Genomic DNA, 17,728 nt, shown 5'->3' with positions numbered 1-17,728 from the left:
TCGTCTTGATGGCTGCAAACACAGCCATCAAGCCACTAGATGGGTTGAGCCTATCATCAGGTCAGCGCGGTCATCACCGCCTTGCAGTAGGCCGGACGCTCCTTCAGACGCCCATACCAGGCTTGCAGAGCCGGCAACTCGGGGCGCTGGATGGGCATCTCGAACCAGGCGTAGACGAAACTGCCCAGAGGGATGTCACCCATGGCGAAGCGCTCGCCAGACAGGAAGGGTTGCTCGGCCAGCGCCCGTTCGGGCATAGCCAGCAGCTCGCCACAACGGGCCAGGGCGGCGGCGATCTTTGCCGGGTCGCGCTCTGCCGGAGGCGTGCGCAGGGTGCCCCAGAACAGGTCGCGGAAGACCGGGGCGAAGGCGGAGGTGGTCCAGTCCATCCACTTGTCGCCGCGGGCACGCAGCGCCGGATTCTCGGGATAGAGATTGCCCGCGGAATAACGCGCGGCAAGGTAGCGGACGATGGCGTTGGACTCCCAGAGCACCAGTTCGCCATCCTCTACCAGCGGCACCAGGCCGTTGGGGTTCTTCGCCCGGTATTCGAGATCGTTGACCAGTCCGAAAGCGCCCCCGGCATCGATCGCCTCGTAAGCGACACCGACCTCCTCGGCGGCCCAGAGCGCCTTTCTCACGTTGGACGAATTCTTGCGGCCCCAGATTTTCAGCATCTGTGATTGTCCTGTCATTTCACGAGGCGTCGATTCTAGAGGCAATCCCCCCCTGCTTGGCCAAGGATTTGCGTTGATAACGCATATCGACCAGAGCGGGGTGGCGGATGGACGAATGCATGCCTGGGCCAAGGCGCGAAGCCCAACACAGCGAGGAGGCGCCAGCCTACTGCGTTGTTACGGCGGCAGCAGCCTCGTCATGAAGATCACCGCTCACCAAGACCGCATCCGTCTCGAACAGATGCGGGTAGCAATCGCGCAGGTGCGCGAAGAACAACTGTTCCGGCAGATCCTCGAACTGGCCGTGGTCATGCAGGTACTCCATGTAGCGCTCACCCCTGTCGTTGTAGGGATGGAAGACGCTGTCATGCACACCGTCGAACTCCAGCGGCGTCACTTTGAACACCCGGCACAGTGCCTCGTTGAACGCCGGTGTGGCCTTGACCCAGCGCCCATCCAGATACAGCTCGGTATAGCCGTGCATGGCGAACACTTCGCTGCGTAGCAACTCCAGCAGACGTGGCGTCGACAGGTGATTGCGCACGTCGGCCAGGCCGATACGCGCGGGAATGCCGCAATGCCTAGCACAGGCGGCAAGCAGATTGGCCTTGGGCACGCAGTAGGACTCACCTGCCGCCAGCGCGTGGCTGGCCTTCAATGTCTGCGCGTCGAGGCTGAAGGCATAGGGGTTGTAGCGAACCTCGTCACGCACCGCCAGATACAAGGCCACGGCCTGACTGGTCGGTTCTCGTGATGCACCACGCCAACGTTCGGCGAACTCGACTACCGCGGGATGGTCACTGTCAATGAAGCGGCCGGGACGTAGATAGGTCTGCATGACGGGTACTCCTGAAGTTCGCTTCAGTCTAAACCTGCCGATTGCGCCACGTTCACGACGATCCGGCCAAGCTCACCGCCCCTGCCGCCATTTATGGCTATGCTCGGGGCGTCGCCCGCTCGAATCATGGAGGAATGCACATGCTCGTCATCTGGTTGCTGGTTCTGCTGCTCGGGGTCGCCTACCTGGCCCATAGCCGTACCGCCGCCCTACCCGCCCTCGGCATCACCGCAGCCTACTTGCTGGCCATGGCGCTGTTCAGCCCGGTGCCGGGCTGGCTGCAACTGCTGCTATGGATCGTCACCGGCGCCGTAGCGGCGTTCATCCTGCTCGGTGATCTGCGCCGGCAACTGTTCACCAGCCCTCTGTTCGCCTGGTTCCAGCGCGTACTGCCGCCGATGTCGGCCACCGAACGCGACGCCATCGAAGCCGGCACCGTGTGGTGGGATGGCGAGTTGTTCAGCGGCAAGCCCGACTGGGACAAGCTGCTGGCCTACCCCAAGGCCAAGCTGACCGAAGAAGAACAGGCGTTCATCGACGGCCCCACCGAAGAACTCTGCGCGATGATCAGTGACTGGCAGGTTGGCCAGCAGATGGATCTGCCGGAGAAGGCCTGGGAGCACATCAAGCAGCATGGTTTCTTCGCCCTGATCATTCCCAAGGAGTACGGCGGCAAGGGCTTCTCGGCCTACGCCCACTCGCAGGTGGCGATGAAACTGGCCACCCGCAGCGGTGACCTGGCCTCCACCGTGATGGTGCCCAACTCCCTCGGCCCGGCCGAATTGCTGCTGCACTACGGTACCGAAGAACAGCGCAACCATTACCTGCCACGCCTGGCACGCGGCGATGACATCCCCTGCTTCGCCCTCACCGGCCCGCTGGCTGGCTCCGACGCTGGCGCCATGCCGGACACCGGGATCATCTGCAAAGGCCAGTACAACGGCGAGGAAGTGATCGGCCTGCGCCTGAATTGGGAAAAGCGCTACATCACCCTCGGCCCGGTGGCCACCCTGCTCGGCCTGGCCTTCAAGGCCTACGACCCGGATCACCTGCTGGGCGACAAGGAAGACCTGGGCATCAGCCTGGCGCTGATCCCCACCGATACACCCGGCGTGGAAATTGGCCGCCGCCACCTGCCACTAGGCGCGGCGTTCATGAACGGGCCAAACTCGGGCAAGGACGTGTTCATTCCGCTGGAGTACCTGATCGGTGGCCAGGAATACCTGGGCAAGGGCTGGATGATGCTGATGAACTGCCTGTCGGTCGGCCGCTCCATCTCCCTGCCGGCAGTCGGTACCGGCGCCGCCAAGTTCACCAGCCTCGCCACCGGCCAGTACGCCCAGCTGCGTGAGCAATTCAACGTACCGCTGGCCGCCTTCGAGGGTATCCAGGAGGCCCTGGCACGCATCGGCGGCAACGCCTGGCTGATGGACAGCGCGCGCATCCTCACTGCCAACGCCGTCGACCTGGGCGAGAAACCCTCGGTGCTGTCGGCAATCCTCAAGTACCACCTGACCGAACGCGGCCGCGAGTGCATCGGCCACGCCATGGACGTGCATGGCGGCAAGGGCATCATCATGGGCCCGAACAACTACCTGGCCCGCTCCTGGCAGGGTGCACCGATCTTCATCACCGTCGAGGGCGCCAACATCCTCTCGCGCAACCTGATGATCTTCGGCCAGGGCGCCATCCGCTGCCATCCCTACGTGCTCAAGGAAATGGCCCTGGCCGATCGTGACGACAAGGATCAGGCACTGGCCGAGTTCGACTCGCTGCTGATGAGCCATATCGGCTTCGCCGTCGGCAACGCCGCAAGCAGCTTCCTTCTCGGCCTGACGCTGAATCGCCTGGGCCAGGTGCCCGGCGACGACCTCAGCCAGCCTTACTACCGCGCGCTCAACCGCCTGGCCGCGGCATTCGCCCTGTGCGCCGACAGCAGCATGATGCTGCTCGGCGGCGACCTGAAGCGCCGCGAGCGCCTGTCCGCGCGCCTCGGTGACGTGCTCAGCCACCTCTACCTGGGCTCGGCTGCGCTCAAGCGCTACCACGACCTGGACTACCCAGAAGCCATTCGTCCGCTGCTGCGCTGGGCCATGGAGGAAAACCTCTACCACGCCGAGCAAGCACTCGATGACCTGCTGAGCAACTTTCCCAACCGCCTGTTCGGTTGCCTGCTGAAAGTGCTGGTGTTCCCGCTGGGTCGCCGCCATCAAGGCCCGAGCGACGAACTGGACGCCGAGGTGGCCGCGATCATCGGTCGCCAGGCCGGCGACCCAGCCCTGGAATCGGTGCTGGAAGGCTGCTATCGCCCGCAGGCCGATCAGGATTCGGTTGGCGCCCTGCAGCATGCGCTGAACCTGGTACAGGCCAGCCAGGATGCACGTAAACGCCTGCACCAGGCGCTCAAGGACGGCAGTCTGCAACCGACCCCAGGCCAGGACGCCATCGAAGCGGCGATTGCCGCCGGCATCCTCGACAGCGAACAGGGTCAACGCCTGCAAGCGGCCGAAGCAGCGCGGCGCCGGGTAATCGATGTCGACGACTTCGCCAAGGAAGAGCTCACGCTGGAGAGCGGCAAAGTGCGTTAACGCGAAGCGATCGTGGGAGAGGCTTCAGCCGCAAGTTTCTTGTATCGCGACTACGACTGCAGGGATGCAGGAGGTAGAGCGAAGCAGGATGCCCGAGCCGAAAGCCACTCCTACACGAAGGCCAGCCAAACGGGACAGCGGGCGCCAGGAACTCTATACTCCTGCGCCCGTTTTACCCTTCAGGAAACCGCACCATGGCCAGCCATCTCGAACACCACCTCGCCCTGCTCAACCACCTGCGCGGCATCCTCGTCGCCCTGGGCGAAGCCGAACAGGTGCTCGACGACAGCCACGCCCTGTTCATCGAGCGCTACGACGAACTGCTTGCCGAACTGCCGCGCGATCCGGTGTCCAGCCAGTACCTGGGCCAGGATCTGATCAGCCAGGTGTTCCACCGCTACCCACAGATCGCCCACCTGGTACCGCGTGACCTGCTGTGGTTCTTCGGCGGCGACTGCCTGCACTTCATGCCAGACGAGGAAATCGCCCTGTACCAGGCACTCGACGAGCGTCGCTTCGAAGCCGAGGAAAACGACGAGCCCTTCGACTGGAATCAGGAAAAACAGCTGCTGGCACTGCCCACCGACGGCTCCAAGCACTGATCGGCCAATAAACAAAAGGCCCGCACGGTAAACCGGCGGGCCTTTTGTTTTATGCCTGTACAAACGGCAGAAACGAAAACGCCGCTCGATTGAGCGGCGTTTTCGTTTATTTGGAGCGGGAAACGAGACTCGAACTCGCGACCCCGACCTTGGCAAGGTCGTGCTCTACCAACTGAGCTATTCCCGCAGTACAACTTGAAATGGCGTCCCCTAGGGGACTCGAACCCCTGTTACCGCCGTGAAAGGGCGGTGTCCTAGGCCACTAGACGAAGGGGACCTGGAACTTAATTTGAAACCCTGCCGAAGCAGCATTTCGAAAATCTGGAGCGGGAAACGAGACTCGAACTCGCGACCCCGACCTTGGCAAGGTCGTGCTCTACCAACTGAGCTATTCCCGCATTACAGCTTGAAAGTGGCGTCCCCTAGGGGACTCGAACCCCTGTTACCGCCGTGAAAGGGCGGTGTCCTAGGCCACTAGACGAAGGGGACACACCCCGGAACATCAAGCAACTTTCCGGCTTCCTTCGCTCTGTTTGTAGCATTGCGCTGGAAGTGGCGCGCATTCTATGGAGGCTTTGAGAGGTCGTCAACCTCTCTCTAAAAAATTTTTAAAATCAAAGACTTCAGCTCATAAATTGACATGGCACTAGGAGCCTCGCGGTCAAGCCACTACACTCGGACGAAAATCAGTGCTCGAGAGGTCTCAAGCTGTGTCCCCACTCGTGATAACCCTGCTGATCGTCGGTGGCATCGCCCTGTTGATGGTAATTGCCTACATCAACCACGCCGTCGAAAACAGCAAGCTGGACAAGGCCCGCCAGCGCGCCGATCTGCTCGATCGCATCCGCCGCTGCCAGGACGTTTCCGAGCGCATGCCCGGCCAGTTGATGACGCCTCAGTTGAAGCTGCTATTGAGTCAGCTGCAATTGCAGGTCAGCGAACGCCTGCTGCCACTGGACAAGCAGAACGCCACGCTCAAGAACGATATCGAAGCCCTTCGGGGTCAAGTCGCCCAGGGCGAATCCATCCCGGTGAAAAACCCTCCGACAGCCATCGCCAACGAAGCCAAGGCCAAAGAAGTGCGTTTCCTGCTGGAAAACCTCCATGCCCTGATCACCGGCTCGGTACAAGGCAACCTGCTGCCGGCCAGCGAGGGCAAGCACTGGATCAAGCAGATCCGCCAGATGCTGGTGCTGGTGCATATCGAATTCTTCAGCACGCTGGGCCAGACGGCCCTGCAACAGAATCACCCTGGCCAGGCACGCCTGGCCTTCGAACGTGGCGTGCAATACCTGCGCAAACAACCCGATGTAGCGCAGTACCAGGCGCAGCTCAAGCGCTTCGAAGACCAACTGGCACGCGCCAACGCCATGGTGCTCAACAGCACTGCGCCCTCAGCCGCGGAAAGCAGTGAGCTGACCGAAGGGCTGAAGAGCCTGGAAGACGAAGACTGGAAGAAGAAGAACATTTACGACTGAGCCACAGGCGTCCGGCGCCTGCCAGCCTGACAGGAGTTGCAATGAGCCTGACCGTTTATGGAGCGCCACTCTCCCCTTTCGTTCGCAAACTCTGCCTGTGCCTGATCGAGAAGGGCCTGGACTACCAACTCGAAGTGGTCATGCCCTTCGGCCAGCCCGACTGGTACCGTGAACTCAACCCGCTAGGCCGTATTCCCGCCTTTCGCGACGGTGACCTCACGCTCGCCGACTCCAGCGTCATCTGTCAGTACCTGGAAGAACGCTACCCTGAACGCCCGTCGCTGTACGGCGAAGGTGCCGAACAACGGGCCAAGGTACGCTGGCTGGAGAAGTACGCCGACTACGAGCTGGCGCCGCTATGCACCTTTACCGTGTTCCGTAACCGCGTACTGAAAGCCACCATGGGCCTGCCCTGCGACGAGGACAAGGTGCAGCAGGCGCTCAAGGACAAGCTGCCCAACCACTTCGATTACTTCGAAGCGAGCCTGGGCAATGAGCCCTACTTTCTCGGCCAACAACTATCCATGGCCGACCTGGCATTGGCCAGCCAATTGATCAACATGGAACACGGCGGCGAAAACCTGGACGCCGCTCGCTGGCCGAAGCTGTTTGCCCACTATCAGCGCATCAAGGCGAGCGCCTCCGTACAGCAGGTGCTGCCGCGCGAACTGCGCACGCTGGAGAAGATCGGCGCCAAACACTAACGCGCACGAAGCCCCCCAGGCGCTATCGTTCAGGCGTCGATACCGTAGGCCTTGAGCTGGTCGATAAACTGCGCCTCGTCCAATACCTTCACGCCCAGCTCGCTGGCCTTGGCCAGCTTCGAACCGGCGCCAGGCCCGGCCACCACGCAGTGGGTCTTGGCCGACACCGAGCCGGCTACCTTGGCGCCCAGGCTCTCCAGCTTGCCCTTGGCCACATCGCGACTCATCACCTCCAGCGTGCCGGTCAGCACCCAGGTCTGGCCGGCCAGCGGCAAGCCTTCGGCGATCTTCTTCTCACTTTCCCAGTGCATGCCGAACTCGCGCAGCTGCTGTTCGATAGCACGGGCACGCTGGGCGTTTTCCGCGCTGTCGAAGAACTCGCGCACGGCCTTGGCCTGCTTCTCCGGCAAGGTCTGGCGCATGTCCAGCCAATCGCCGCCGAGTACACCTTCCAGGCTGGCGAAGCGCTCGGCGAGCTTCTGCGCAGCACCCGGGCCAACGCTGGGAATATTGAGTTTGTCGAGCATGCCGCCGAGGGTGGCGATGGCGGTGAACTCGGCACTCAGCTCGCCCTCCTCCTGCAATTGCAGGCCGCATTCACCCAGCAAGGCATCAATCACCTGCTCGTTGTGGTCATCTTCGAAGAAGCTGTGAATCTCGTGCGCCACTTCCAGGCCGATATCGGGCAGGTAGGTCAGCACTTCAGGCAACGCCGTGCGCACGCGCGCCAGCGCAGCCAGGGAGCGCGCCAGCACCTTGGCGGTTTCCTCCCCCACATCGGGGATGCCAAGCGCGTAGATGAAGCGTGCAAGCGTCGGTCGCTTGCTGTCTTCGATGGCCTTGAGCAGCTTGTTGCTGGAGACCTCGGCAAAACCTTCCAGGCCGATGATCTGTTCGTACTGCAGCTTGTACAGATCCGCTGGCGAGCCGATCAGCTTCTCGTCCACCAGTTGCTCGATGGTCTTGTCACCGAGGCCTTCGATGTCCATGGCGCGGCGTGAGACGAAGTGGATGATCGCCTGCTTGAGCTGCGCCTGGCAGCTCAGGCGACCGACGCAGCGGTACACCGAACCGTCGCTGACCGATTCCTTGCCCTTGCTGCGCTTGATCAGCTGGGTACGTTCCACGGCCGAACCGCATACCGGGCACTGCTCGGGAATATGCACCGGACGCGCGTCCGCCGGGCGCCGTTCGGGCACCACGGCCATCACCTGCGGGATCACGTCGCCAGCGCGGCGAATGATCACCGTGTCGCCGATCATCAGCCCAAGGCGCGCCACCTCATCCATGTTGTGTAGGGTGGCGTTGGCCACCATGACACCAGCCACCTTGACCGGGTTGAGCCGCGCCACTGGCGTGACGGCGCCGGTACGACCGACCTGGAACTCCACGTCGAGCAGCTCGGTGAGTTCTTCCTGTGCAGGGAATTTATGGGCGATGGCCCAATGCGGCGTACGTGCACGGAAGCCCAGCTGCTGCTGATCCTCGATATTGTTGACCTTGAACACCACGCCATCGATGTCATAAGCCAGGCTCATGCGCCGCGCGCCGATATCGCGGTAGTACTCCAGGCAGGCCTCGACACCCTTGGCCAGCTTCAGCTCGCGGCTGATGGGTACGCCCCAGGCCTTCAGCTGTTGCAACATCCCCACCTGAGTGGCTGGCAGCTCGCCGCTGACCTGGCCAACGCCATAGCAACAGAACTCCAGCGGGCGGCTAGCGGTAATGCGCGGATCAAGCTGCCGTAGGCTGCCAGCGGCGGCGTTGCGCGGGTTGGCGAAGGTCTTGCCACCGCTCTCCGCCTGGCGCGCGTTGAGTTCCTCGAAGCCGGACTTGGGCATGAACACCTCGCCACGCACTTCCAGCACCTGCGGCCAGCCCTCGCCCTGCAGCTTGAGCGGCACATTGCGGATGGTGCGCACGTTGCTGGTGATGTCTTCACCCGTACTACCGTCACCACGCGTGGCACCGCGCACCAACTGGCCATTCTCGTAGCGCAGACTGACAGCCAGACCATCGAGCTTGGGTTCACAGCTGTACTCGACCTCGGCGCCGCCGCCGAACAAATCGCCGCCCGAAAGGCCCAGGCCATTTTGCACACTACGGTCGAACGCCAGCAGATCATCTTCTTCGAAGGCGTTGCCCAGGCTGAGCATCGGCACTTCGTGACGCACCTCGCCAAAGGCGCTCAACGCCTCGCCACCGACACGCTGGGTCGGCGACTCCGGCGTCACCAGCTCCGGGTGCTCGGCTTCCAGCGCCTGCAACTCACGGAACAGACGGTCGTACTCGGCGTCGGGCACGCTCGGCTCGTCCAGCACGTAATAACGGTAGTTGTGCGCGTCCAGTTCATTGCGCAGTTCGGAAATACGTTGGGCGGCGTCGGTCATGCTCGGTCTCTCAAACGAAAAGAGCAGCCTTGGCTGCTCTCTTTTGACTTCGTGTACGGGTCAGCGTTTCTGTGTCAGTTGCCGGCGTTCGAACTCGACGATGCGCTGGCGGTAGTGTTCGATGGTCTGCGCGGTCATCACGCTGCGCTGGTCGTCCTTCAGCTCGCCACCCAGCTCATGAGCCAGTTTGCGCGCGGCGGCGACCATCACGTCGAAGGCCTGCTTGGGATGACGCGGGCCAGGCAGGCTGAGGAAGAAGCTCACGGCGCGGGTACTGAAACCTTCGATATCGTCGAGATCGAAAGTGCCAGGCTTGAGCGCGTTGGCCATGGAGAACAGCACCTCGCCATTACCGGCCATGCTCTCGTGGCGATGGAAGATGTCCATTTCGCCGAAACGCAGGCCGCTCTCGAGGATGTTCTGCAGCAGGGCCGGCCCCTTGAAACCAATCTCGTCACGCGCCACCACGTTGATTACCAGCACCTCTTCGACCGGTGTGGCATCGGCAGCCGGCTTGGCAGATTTCTTCGGTTCTTGCGGTTCATCATCGACCGGGTTGAGCAAGGTCGGTACCGGCTCGTCGACGGCCAGATTGAGGTCACCCTGCTGCGGCTCGTTGCGCGTGCGGCGCGGCAGATCCTTGGCGCTCATCGACGGCAGGTCGTCTTCATCCAGTTGCGGTTCGTGATCACGATTGACGACACGCGGTGGGCTGAGCAGATCCGGATCGCTGTCGTCATCCGGCATATTGGCGAAACTGCGATCCAGCTTGAACTTGAGCCGACCCTTGCCGCCGCGCATGCGACGCCAGCCGTCGAAAAGAATGCCAGCGATAACGATGATGCCAATAACGATCAGCCATTCGCGCAGACCGAATTCCATGAAATACCCGACCCTTTAAAAATTCTGGTGAAAAAAAGATCCAATCAACCGGATCACAACTCAACTATAAAACGCGGCGCCAACTCCATGTTCTATCTGACGTTTTCCGCGTGTAACAAAAGTGGGCAATAAGCTAGCACGACGAAAGACAACTTTACACAGGGAGCCACATAAGGTTTTGCCTATATTCAGTTAACCTAACAGCGTTCTGCCATCACGCATCCACCATGGCCAGCGCCTCCTCGACATCCACCGCCACCAGGCGCGAGCAACCCGGCTCATGCATGGTAACCCCCATCAATTGATCGGCCATTTCCATGGCGATCTTGTTGTGGGTGATGTAGATGAACTGCACCGTCGCCGACATCTCCTTGACCAGTCGCGCATAACGACCGACGTTGGCATCGTCCAGCGGCGCATCCACTTCGTCCAACATGCAGAACGGCGCCGGATTGAGCTGGAAGATGGAAAACACCAGTGCCAAAGCGGTCAACGCCTTCTCTCCACCGGAGAGCAAATGAATGGTGCTGTTCTTCTTGCCCGGGGGCCGCGCCATGATGGTTACACCGGTATCGAGTAAATCTTCGCCGGTGAGTTCCAAATAAGCGTTGCCGCCACCGAAAACTTTTGGAAAGAGTGCCTGCAAACCGCCATTGATCTGATCGAAGGTATCCTTGAAACGGTTGCGCGTTTCCTTGTCGATCTTGCGGATGACGTTTTCCAGGGTCTCCAGCGCCTCGACCAGATCGGCGTCCTGCGCATCCAGGTAGCGCTTGCGCTCGGATTGCTGCTGATACTCGTCGATGGCCGCCAGGTTGATCGGCCCGAGACGGGCGATACGCGCAGCCATGCGCTCCAGCTCCTCCTCCCAGGCGCTCTCGCTGGCTTCGGCCGGCAGCGTAGCGATCACCCCGTGCAGGTCGTAGTTATCCTCGGCGAGCTGATCGGCCAAAGCCTTGCGCCGCACGTTGAGCGACTGCCAGTCCATGCGCTGCTGCTCCAACTGGCCGCGCAGCAGTTGCGCCTGCTGCTCGGCCTGGGTGCGGCGCTTCTCCGCATCGCGCAGTTCGCGGTCGGCATCTTCCAGCGCCAGGCGCGCCAGCTTGAGTTCGTCCTCGACCGCCATGCGCCGGTCGAGCAGTTCCTCGAGCTTCATGCGCAGCTCTTCCAGCGGCGCCTCACCCTCCTCCAGATTCAGCGACAGCTGTTCGCGACGCTCATGCAGGCGCTCGGCCTGCATTTGCAACCGTTCCAGCGCCTGGCGGGTGGAGTCGTGCTGCGCCTTGAGCGAGCCGACCCGCACCGCCAACTGATGGGCGTGATCCTTGTGCTGACGCGCCTCCTGGCGCACGCGATCAAGCCGCTCGCGCAGGTTGTCGCGGCTGGCCAGCAGGCTTTCGCGCTGCTCGTTGTCCAGCTCCATTGCGTCCAGGGCATCCTGCAGTTGCAGGCGCGACTCGCCCAGTTGCTCCTGTTCGATCTCGCGCTGCTCAGCCGCTTCCTGCAACTCGTCCTGCAAGCGACGACGGCGCAGACCCAGTTGCTCGGCCTTGGCCTGACTGGCGGAAAGGCGCGCCTTCAACTCGCCAAGCTGGCGACCGAGCTCCTGCCCCTGACGGCGCTGTTGCTCACGTAATTCTTCCTGGCGGCGCTGTTCGTCGCGCAGCCCCAGCAGGCGTTCGTCCAGCTGCGCCAACCCCGCCTCACGCTCCTCGCGCTCCAACTGCAGACGCTCAAGCTCCTGGCCACGCGCCAGCACGCCGCTGTCCGCCTCGGCAGCGCGGCGCACTCGCAGAAAGTGCCGGCCAACCCAATAACCGTCGGGGCTGATCAGGCTCTCGCCTTCAGCCAACTGTGCGCGGGCAGCCAGGGCCTGTTCCAGCGACTCCACCGGTCGTACACCAGCCAACCAGGGCGCCAGGTCATGGCTCGACTCGACCTTGTCCAGCAGGCTACCGGCACGGCGCGTACCGCCTTTGCCGGGATTGGCCAGGCGCAGCTCGCCCTGTTCCAGCGCGGCGAAATCCAGCCCGGCGAAATCATCCAGCAGCACCGCTTGCAGATCGGCGCCAAGCACGGTCTCCACCGCCAGTTCCCAGCCGACCTCAACCCGCAGGCCTTCGGCCAGACGCGGGCGTTGTAGCAGGTTCTGCTCGCGCAGCCATTCACCAGCCCCCTGTCCCGGATCGAGAGCAGCCTGCTGCAAGGCTTCCAGCGAGGCCAAGCGACCGTTCAGACGTTGCAGCTCACCTTGGGCCTGCTGCTGGGCCTGGCCGGCCTGCTGCAGTGTTTCGCGCAGTTGCTGCAGGCGTTCGCCCTGTTGCTCTTCAGCCAGTTGCAGGGCTTCGTGTTCCAATTCGCCGGCGGCCAGTTGCTCGCTCAGTTCAAGAATGGCGGCGTCTTCTGGGTCTGCGGCCAGTTGCTGCAGTTCTTCATTGAGGCGTCGCTGGCGTTCGGCCACACGCTCCAGGCTTTGCTCCAGCTGGGCGATGCGCGACTGCTGCACTTCGGCCTGACGGCGCGGCTCGGCGCTGCGCTGATTGAAGCTGTCCCATTGTTCCTGCCAGCCATGCATGGCGGCTTCGGCCTCTTCCAGCGCGGCAGCGGACTCTTCGGCGGCGACGGCGGTCATCTCCTGCTCGGGCAGGAGCATCTCCAGTTCTTCGCCGAGGGTGGCCAGCAAAGTGCGGTCGTGGCCGAGGTGCGACTCGGTCTCCAGGCGCGCCTTCTCCGCTTCGCGCAGGTCGTCCTGCAGCTGACGCAGACGCTGCTGGCCGTGCTGGATGCTCTGCTCGACGCGGGCAATATCGCCGCCCACCGAGTAGAAACGGCCCTGAACCAGATTGAAACGTTCCGACAGCTCGTGATGACCGTCGCGCAGGCGTTCGATACTGGCATCGGCGCTGCGCTGCTCGGCCACCAGCGCCTCGAAGGCGACTTCCTGATCGCCGATCACCTGCTCGCGGCTGCCGACCTGCTGGTTCAGCGTCTGCCAACGCAGGGCCAGCAGTTGCGCCTTGAGCTGGCGCTCCTCGGCCTTGTACTCCTGGTACTTCTCCGCCGCCTGGGCCTGACGGTGCAGGCGTTCGAGCTGGCGCTCCAGCTCCTCACGCAGGTCGGTCAGGCGCGCCAGGTTTTCCTGGGTGCGGCGGATGCGGTTCTCGGTCTCGCGGCGACGCTCCTTGTACTTGGAGATGCCGGCCGCTTCCTCGATGAAGTTACGCAGTTCCTCGGGCTTGGCCTCGATCAGCTTGCTGATCATGCCCTGCTCGATGATCGAGTAGCTGCGCGGCCCCAGGCCGGTGCCGAGGAAGATGTCGGTGATGTCGCGGCGCCGGCACTTGGTGCCGTTGAGGAAATAGGTGTTCTGCCCGTCGCGAGTCACCCGGCGACGGATGGAAATCTCGGCGAAGGCCGCATATTCGCCCACCAGCGAGTTGTCGCTGTTGTCGAAGATCAGTTCGATGGAGGCCTGGGTCACCGGTTTGCGGGTGTTGGAGCCGTTGAAGATGACGTCGGTCATCGACTCGCCACGCAGGTTCTTCGCCGAGCTTTCGCCCATCACCCAACGCACGGCGTCGATGATATTGGACTTGCCGCAACCGTTGGGGCCGACCACGGCCGCCATGTTGCTGGGAAAGCTCACCGTCGTCGGATCGACGAAGGACTTGAAGCCCGCCAGTTTGATGCTTTTCAGGCGCATCGCGGCTTAGCGCTCGGCCAGGGTCGCCAGCACCAGCTGGCAGTTGTGCTGACCGTAGGCCTGCAGCACTTCGCGGGCACGCTCGTGGTCACGGGCGATAATCGCTTGCAGCAGGCTGGCGAAGGTGCCCATGAACTGGCCCATCTCGCCTTTGCGTCGCTCCAGCGCCAGGTGATAGGTGCGGCTGATGGCCGGCAGCAGATTTTCCAGGGTTTCCTGCAGATAAGGATTGTCGGCAAAGGGAAAGGCGGCGCGCATCACATCGAAACTGCCCTCGACGAAGGCACCGATGTCTCCACGTTCCAGGCTGCCCAGAAGACGCTGCTGGATATCGATGAACGGCGCCAGGTCGGTTTCCACCTTCCAACGCTCGATCACCGCGCGGGCCAGCATGACGTACAACTCGATGCTCAGTGCATAAAGGCTGGTGACCTGGTGCGGGGTCAGCTCGGTGACCTGGGCGCCACGGCGCGGCAGGATCACGATCAGGTGGCGACGTTCGAGAATCAGCAGCGCTTCGCGCACCGAACCGCGGCTGACGTTGAGTGCCTGGGTGACCTTCTGCTCCTGAATGCGCTCACGCTCCTTGAGCTCACCACGAATGATGCGTTCGGCCAGGTAATGGGCAATTTGCTCGGCGAGGCTGTCCGGGGCCTTGAACGTCATGACATTCCTTATTTGCGTCGATCTAGCGGGCAGGCGGTCGAGTCTGGGAGCCCCGCCACGGCTGGGCGCAGGCCAAAAAATCAGTTGGCGAGTGTAACACAGGGTGTTACCGGGCCAAGCGTCCCGGTGAAGCGCTTTCCGTTCGAAAGGCTGGGCCTGGAAGTCTGGTCACAAAAACTGATTGTCCTACAATCCTACATATCAACCACAACAACAATAAATGAGGATTTTCCAATGTTCGAACGCCTTCCCTCACGCTGGATGCTCGCCTTGAAAAAGGTCGGCTACTGGATCTGGCTGATCCCGGTACTGGGCATTCCATTGAGCTATCACTGGTCTCTGGACAGCGCCCATGCCGACGCCTGGGCCTGGCTGGTGATCACGGTGGTGTTCGGCGTCATTCCCCTGCTGGATTTCATCGTCGGCCGTGACCCGGCCAACCCGGATGAACGCGACGAAGTGCCGGCGCTGGAAGCGCAGGGCTACTACCGCCTGCTGAGCCTAGCCACAGTACCGCTGCTGCTGGCAATGCTGCTCTGGAGCGGCTGGATTTTCGTCAGCTACGAAGGCTGGAGTTGGGTCGGCCAGCTCGGCTGGGTGCTGTCGGTGGGCACGGTGATGGGCGCTATCGGCATCACCGTCTCGCACGAACTGATCCACAAGGACGCGGCGCTGGAGCAGAACGCCGGCGGCCTGTTGCTGGCCGCGGTGTGCTACGCCGGCTTCAAGATCGAGCATGTACGCGGTCATCACGTGCACGTTTCAACGCCGGAAGACGCCTCCTCTTCACGCTTCGGCCAGAGCCTCTATTCGTTTCTGCCACACGCCTACAAGCACAACTTTCTCAATGCCTGGAGACTGGAGGCCGAGCGCCTGCGTCGCCGCGGCCTGCCGGTGCTGCACTGGCGCAACGAACTGATCTGGTGGTACGCCATCAGTGCACTGTTTCTACTCGGCTTCACGCTGACCTTCGGCTGGCTCGGCGCGCTGTTCTTCATCGGCCAGGCGGTGATGGCGTTCACCCTGCTGGAGATCGTCAACTACGTCGAACACTATGGCCTGCATCGACGCAAACTGGAAAACGGCCGCTATGAACGCACCAACCCGCACCACTCCTGGAACAGCAACTTCCTGCTGACCAACCTGTTTCTGTTTCACTTGCAGCGCCACTCCGACCATCACACCTACGCCAAGCGCCGCTACCAGGTGCTGCGCCACTTCGACGACAGCCCGCAACTGCCCAACGGTTACGCCGGGATGATCGTCCTCGCTCTGTTTCCCCCGCTGTGGCGCGCCGTGATGGATCCCAAGGTTCGCGCCTACTACGCCGGCGAAGAGCACCAGCTGAGCGAATCGCAGCTGACCTGAGCCCTGCTCGCCCTCATCCAGCCAACCCCGGCAGCGCAAGCTCCCGGGGTTTTGTCTTTGTAGGGTGCCGCGGGCCGTCCAGGTCGTGCGCAACAGCCATTCGCCATCTGGCATCGGTGCGCACGGCGCCCCCTACGGGAAGCCTGCAGCAGAGCCATTCCTGGCACGAAAACCGCTAGTCTGAAGTAATGAATCCCGCCCGCTGCGCTCATAACCGAAGTGCATGACAAGCAGCTGACCACAAGGTCAAATATTTGTTGACCCAAAAGTCAGAAAACTCTAGATTGCCTTTTATGGCCAGCCACGCCAGGGCCTTGCAATGCGTGCACATCACCTGGCGAGCCAACCGATTCATAACAATAAAGTGCCTGGAGGTCGTCCTTGATCCAGTTTTTACTCAACCGGGAGCTGCGCACCGAGCATGCCCTGGATCCCAACGTCACCGTGCTCAACTACTTGCGTGAACACGTCGGCAAAACCGGAACCAAGGAAGGCTGCGCCTCCGGCGACTGCGGTGCCTGCACCGTAGTAGTGGGCGAGCTGATTGGGGAGCGCGTACGCTATCGCACGCTCAACTCCTGCCTGACGTTCGTCTCCAGCCTGCACGGCAAGCAGCTGATCACCGTCGAAGACCTCAAGCACCAGGGCAAGCTGCACAGCGTGCAGCAGGCGATGGTCGACTGCCACGGCTCGCAGTGCGGCTTCTGCACCCCCGGCTTCATCATGTCGCTGTTCGCCCTGCAAAAGAACTCCAGCGGCTACGACAAGGGCGCCACGCTGGAAGCGCTGGCCGGCAACCTGTGTCGCTGCACAGGCTACCGCCCGATCATCGACGCCGCCGAGCAGGCCTGCTGCCAGAAGCAGCCGGATCAATTCGATGCCTTCGAAAGCACCACCGTCGCCCAGCTCAAGAGCATCGCTCCGCGTGAAACCGCCGAACTCAACAGTGGCGACAAGCGTTGCCTGGTGCCGCTGACCGTAGCCGATCTGGCCGACCTTTACGCCGCCAACCCCGAAGCCCGCCTGCTCGCCGGCGGTACCGACCTGGCCCTGGAAGTCACCCAGTTCCACCGCGAACTGCCGGTGATGATCTACGTCGGCCATATCGAAGACATGAAGCGCATCGAGGTGACCGACAAGAACATCGAGATCGGCGCCGCAGCGGCCCTCTCCGACTGCTATGAAGCACTGGCCAGCGAGTACCCGGACTTCGGCGAGCTACTGCACCGCTTCGCCTCCCTGCAGATCCGCAACCAGGGCACCCTGGGCGGCAACATCGGCAACGCCTCGCCCATCGGCGACGCCCCGCCCCTGCTTATCGCTCTCGGCGCGCAGATTGCCCTGCGTCAGGGCAACAGCCGGCGCATCCTGCCACTGCAGGACTACTTCCTCGACTACAAGGTAACTGCCCGCCAGGAAGCCGAGTTCATCGAGAAGATCATCGTGCCGCGCGCCCAGCCGAATCAGGCCTTCCGCGCCTACAAGGTATCCAAGCGCCTGGACGACGATATCTCCGCCGTCTGCGCGGCATTCAATCTGACCATCGAAAATGGCGTAGTCAGCGAGGCCCGCATCGCCTTTGGCGGCATGGCCGCCATCCCCAAACGTGCCGCAGCGTGCGAAGCCGCGCTGGTCGGCTCGGCCTGGTATCCGGGCGTGATCGAACGCGCCTGCAACGCACTGGCTGAGGACTTCACCCCACTGTCGGACTTCCGCGCCAGCAAGGAATACCGCCTGCTCGCCGCGCAGAATCTGCTGCGCAAGTTCTTCCTGGAACAGCAATCGCCCGAGGTCGAAACCCGGGTCACTGCCTACGCATAAGAGTTGGGGAT

Annotated in this window: 12 protein-coding genes and 4 tRNA genes; 6 read left to right on the top strand and 10 right to left on the bottom strand. The window is 62.4% G+C overall.

Features of this window, described 5'->3' with window-relative positions:
• Positions 1–56: 56 nt before the first annotated feature.
• Both HS968_RS10730 and HS968_RS10725 read right to left on the bottom strand, forming a co-directional pair.
• On the bottom strand, positions 57–677 hold the full coding sequence (locus HS968_RS10730) for a glutathione S-transferase (RefSeq protein ID WP_182371227.1): 621 nt from the start codon (positions 675–677) through the stop codon (positions 57–59).
• Between the two features lie 166 nt (positions 678–843).
• Positions 844–1,515: a transglutaminase-like domain-containing protein gene (locus HS968_RS10725; protein WP_182371226.1), complete on the bottom strand. Its 672-nt coding sequence runs from the start codon at positions 1,513–1,515 to the stop codon at positions 844–846.
• 140 nt (positions 1,516–1,655) lie between these two features.
• Between HS968_RS10725 and HS968_RS10720 the strand changes: the two genes are divergently transcribed.
• Together HS968_RS10720 and HS968_RS10715 are read left to right on the top strand one after the other, a co-directional pair.
• Entirely contained in the window at positions 1,656–4,103 is a 2,448-nt protein-coding gene (locus tag HS968_RS10720; RefSeq protein ID WP_119695098.1) for an acyl-CoA dehydrogenase, read from the top strand.
• Positions 4,104–4,297: 194 nt separating this feature from the next.
• Complete coding sequence (locus tag HS968_RS10715; RefSeq protein WP_119695097.1) at positions 4,298–4,705, top strand: PA2817 family protein; 408 nt, start codon at positions 4,298–4,300, stop codon at positions 4,703–4,705.
• 111 nt (positions 4,706–4,816) lie between these two features.
• Here HS968_RS10715 and HS968_RS10710 read toward each other — a convergent pair.
• The 4 genes from HS968_RS10710 to HS968_RS10695 all read right to left on the bottom strand — a co-directional run bounded on the left by HS968_RS10710 (position 4,817) and on the right by HS968_RS10695 (position 5,194).
• A tRNA-Gly gene (locus tag HS968_RS10710) sits at positions 4,817–4,892 on the bottom strand.
• Between the two features lie 14 nt (positions 4,893–4,906).
• Positions 4,907–4,982, bottom strand: a tRNA-Glu gene (locus HS968_RS10705).
• A gap of 45 nt (positions 4,983–5,027) precedes the next feature.
• Positions 5,028–5,103 (bottom strand) — tRNA-Gly (locus HS968_RS10700).
• A 15-nt stretch (positions 5,104–5,118) separates the two neighbouring features.
• Positions 5,119–5,194, bottom strand: a tRNA-Glu gene (locus HS968_RS10695).
• A gap of 221 nt (positions 5,195–5,415) precedes the next feature.
• Between HS968_RS10695 and HS968_RS10690 the strand changes: the two genes are divergently transcribed.
• Both HS968_RS10690 and HS968_RS10685 read left to right on the top strand, forming a co-directional pair.
• Positions 5,416–6,183, top strand: coding sequence for a hypothetical protein (locus HS968_RS10690; protein ID WP_238338933.1), 768 nt, complete (start codon positions 5,416–5,418; stop codon positions 6,181–6,183).
• Between the two features lie 41 nt (positions 6,184–6,224).
• On the top strand, positions 6,225–6,887 hold the full coding sequence (locus HS968_RS10685; RefSeq protein ID WP_182371225.1) for a glutathione S-transferase family protein: 663 nt from the start codon (positions 6,225–6,227) through the stop codon (positions 6,885–6,887).
• 29 nt (positions 6,888–6,916) lie between these two features.
• Here the strand turns inward: HS968_RS10685 and ligA are convergent, their stop codons facing one another.
• The 4 genes from ligA to HS968_RS10665 form a co-directional block, all read right to left on the bottom strand.
• Positions 6,917–9,277 carry an NAD-dependent DNA ligase LigA gene (gene ligA / locus HS968_RS10680; RefSeq protein ID WP_182371224.1) on the bottom strand — a complete coding sequence of 787 codons (2,361 nt, stop codon included), beginning with the start codon at positions 9,275–9,277 and terminating at the stop codon, positions 6,917–6,919.
• Between the two features lie 60 nt (positions 9,278–9,337).
• Positions 9,338–10,159 (bottom strand): cell division protein ZipA, encoded by an 822-nt coding sequence (gene zipA / locus HS968_RS10675; protein WP_182371223.1) that lies wholly within the window; start codon positions 10,157–10,159, stop codon positions 9,338–9,340.
• A gap of 214 nt (positions 10,160–10,373) precedes the next feature.
• The gene (gene smc, locus HS968_RS10670; protein ID WP_182371222.1) at positions 10,374–13,862 is read right to left on the bottom strand and encodes a chromosome segregation protein SMC; all 3,489 of its coding nucleotides are present in this window, start codon (positions 13,860–13,862) and stop codon (positions 10,374–10,376) included.
• 6 nt (positions 13,863–13,868) lie between these two features.
• Positions 13,869–14,528 (bottom strand): GntR family transcriptional regulator, encoded by a 660-nt coding sequence (locus HS968_RS10665; RefSeq protein ID WP_119695092.1) that lies wholly within the window; start codon positions 14,526–14,528, stop codon positions 13,869–13,871.
• Positions 14,529–14,762: 234 nt separating this feature from the next.
• Between HS968_RS10665 and HS968_RS10660 the strand changes: the two genes are divergently transcribed.
• Together HS968_RS10660 and xdhA are read left to right on the top strand one after the other, a co-directional pair.
• On the top strand, positions 14,763–15,896 hold the full coding sequence (locus HS968_RS10660; protein WP_182371221.1) for an alkane 1-monooxygenase: 1,134 nt from the start codon (positions 14,763–14,765) through the stop codon (positions 15,894–15,896).
• 381 nt (positions 15,897–16,277) lie between these two features.
• Positions 16,278–17,717: a xanthine dehydrogenase small subunit gene (xdhA, locus tag HS968_RS10655; RefSeq protein ID WP_182371220.1), complete on the top strand. Its 1,440-nt coding sequence runs from the start codon at positions 16,278–16,280 to the stop codon at positions 17,715–17,717.
• Positions 17,718–17,728 lie beyond the last annotated feature (11 nt).

Origin of the sequence: Pseudomonas berkeleyensis (assembly GCF_014109765.1) — a bacterium.
Lineage (GTDB): Bacteria > Pseudomonadota > Gammaproteobacteria > Pseudomonadales > Pseudomonadaceae > Aquipseudomonas > Aquipseudomonas berkeleyensis.
Note: the sequence above shows the minus strand (reverse complement) of the source record. Positions and strands in the feature narration are given on the sequence as shown.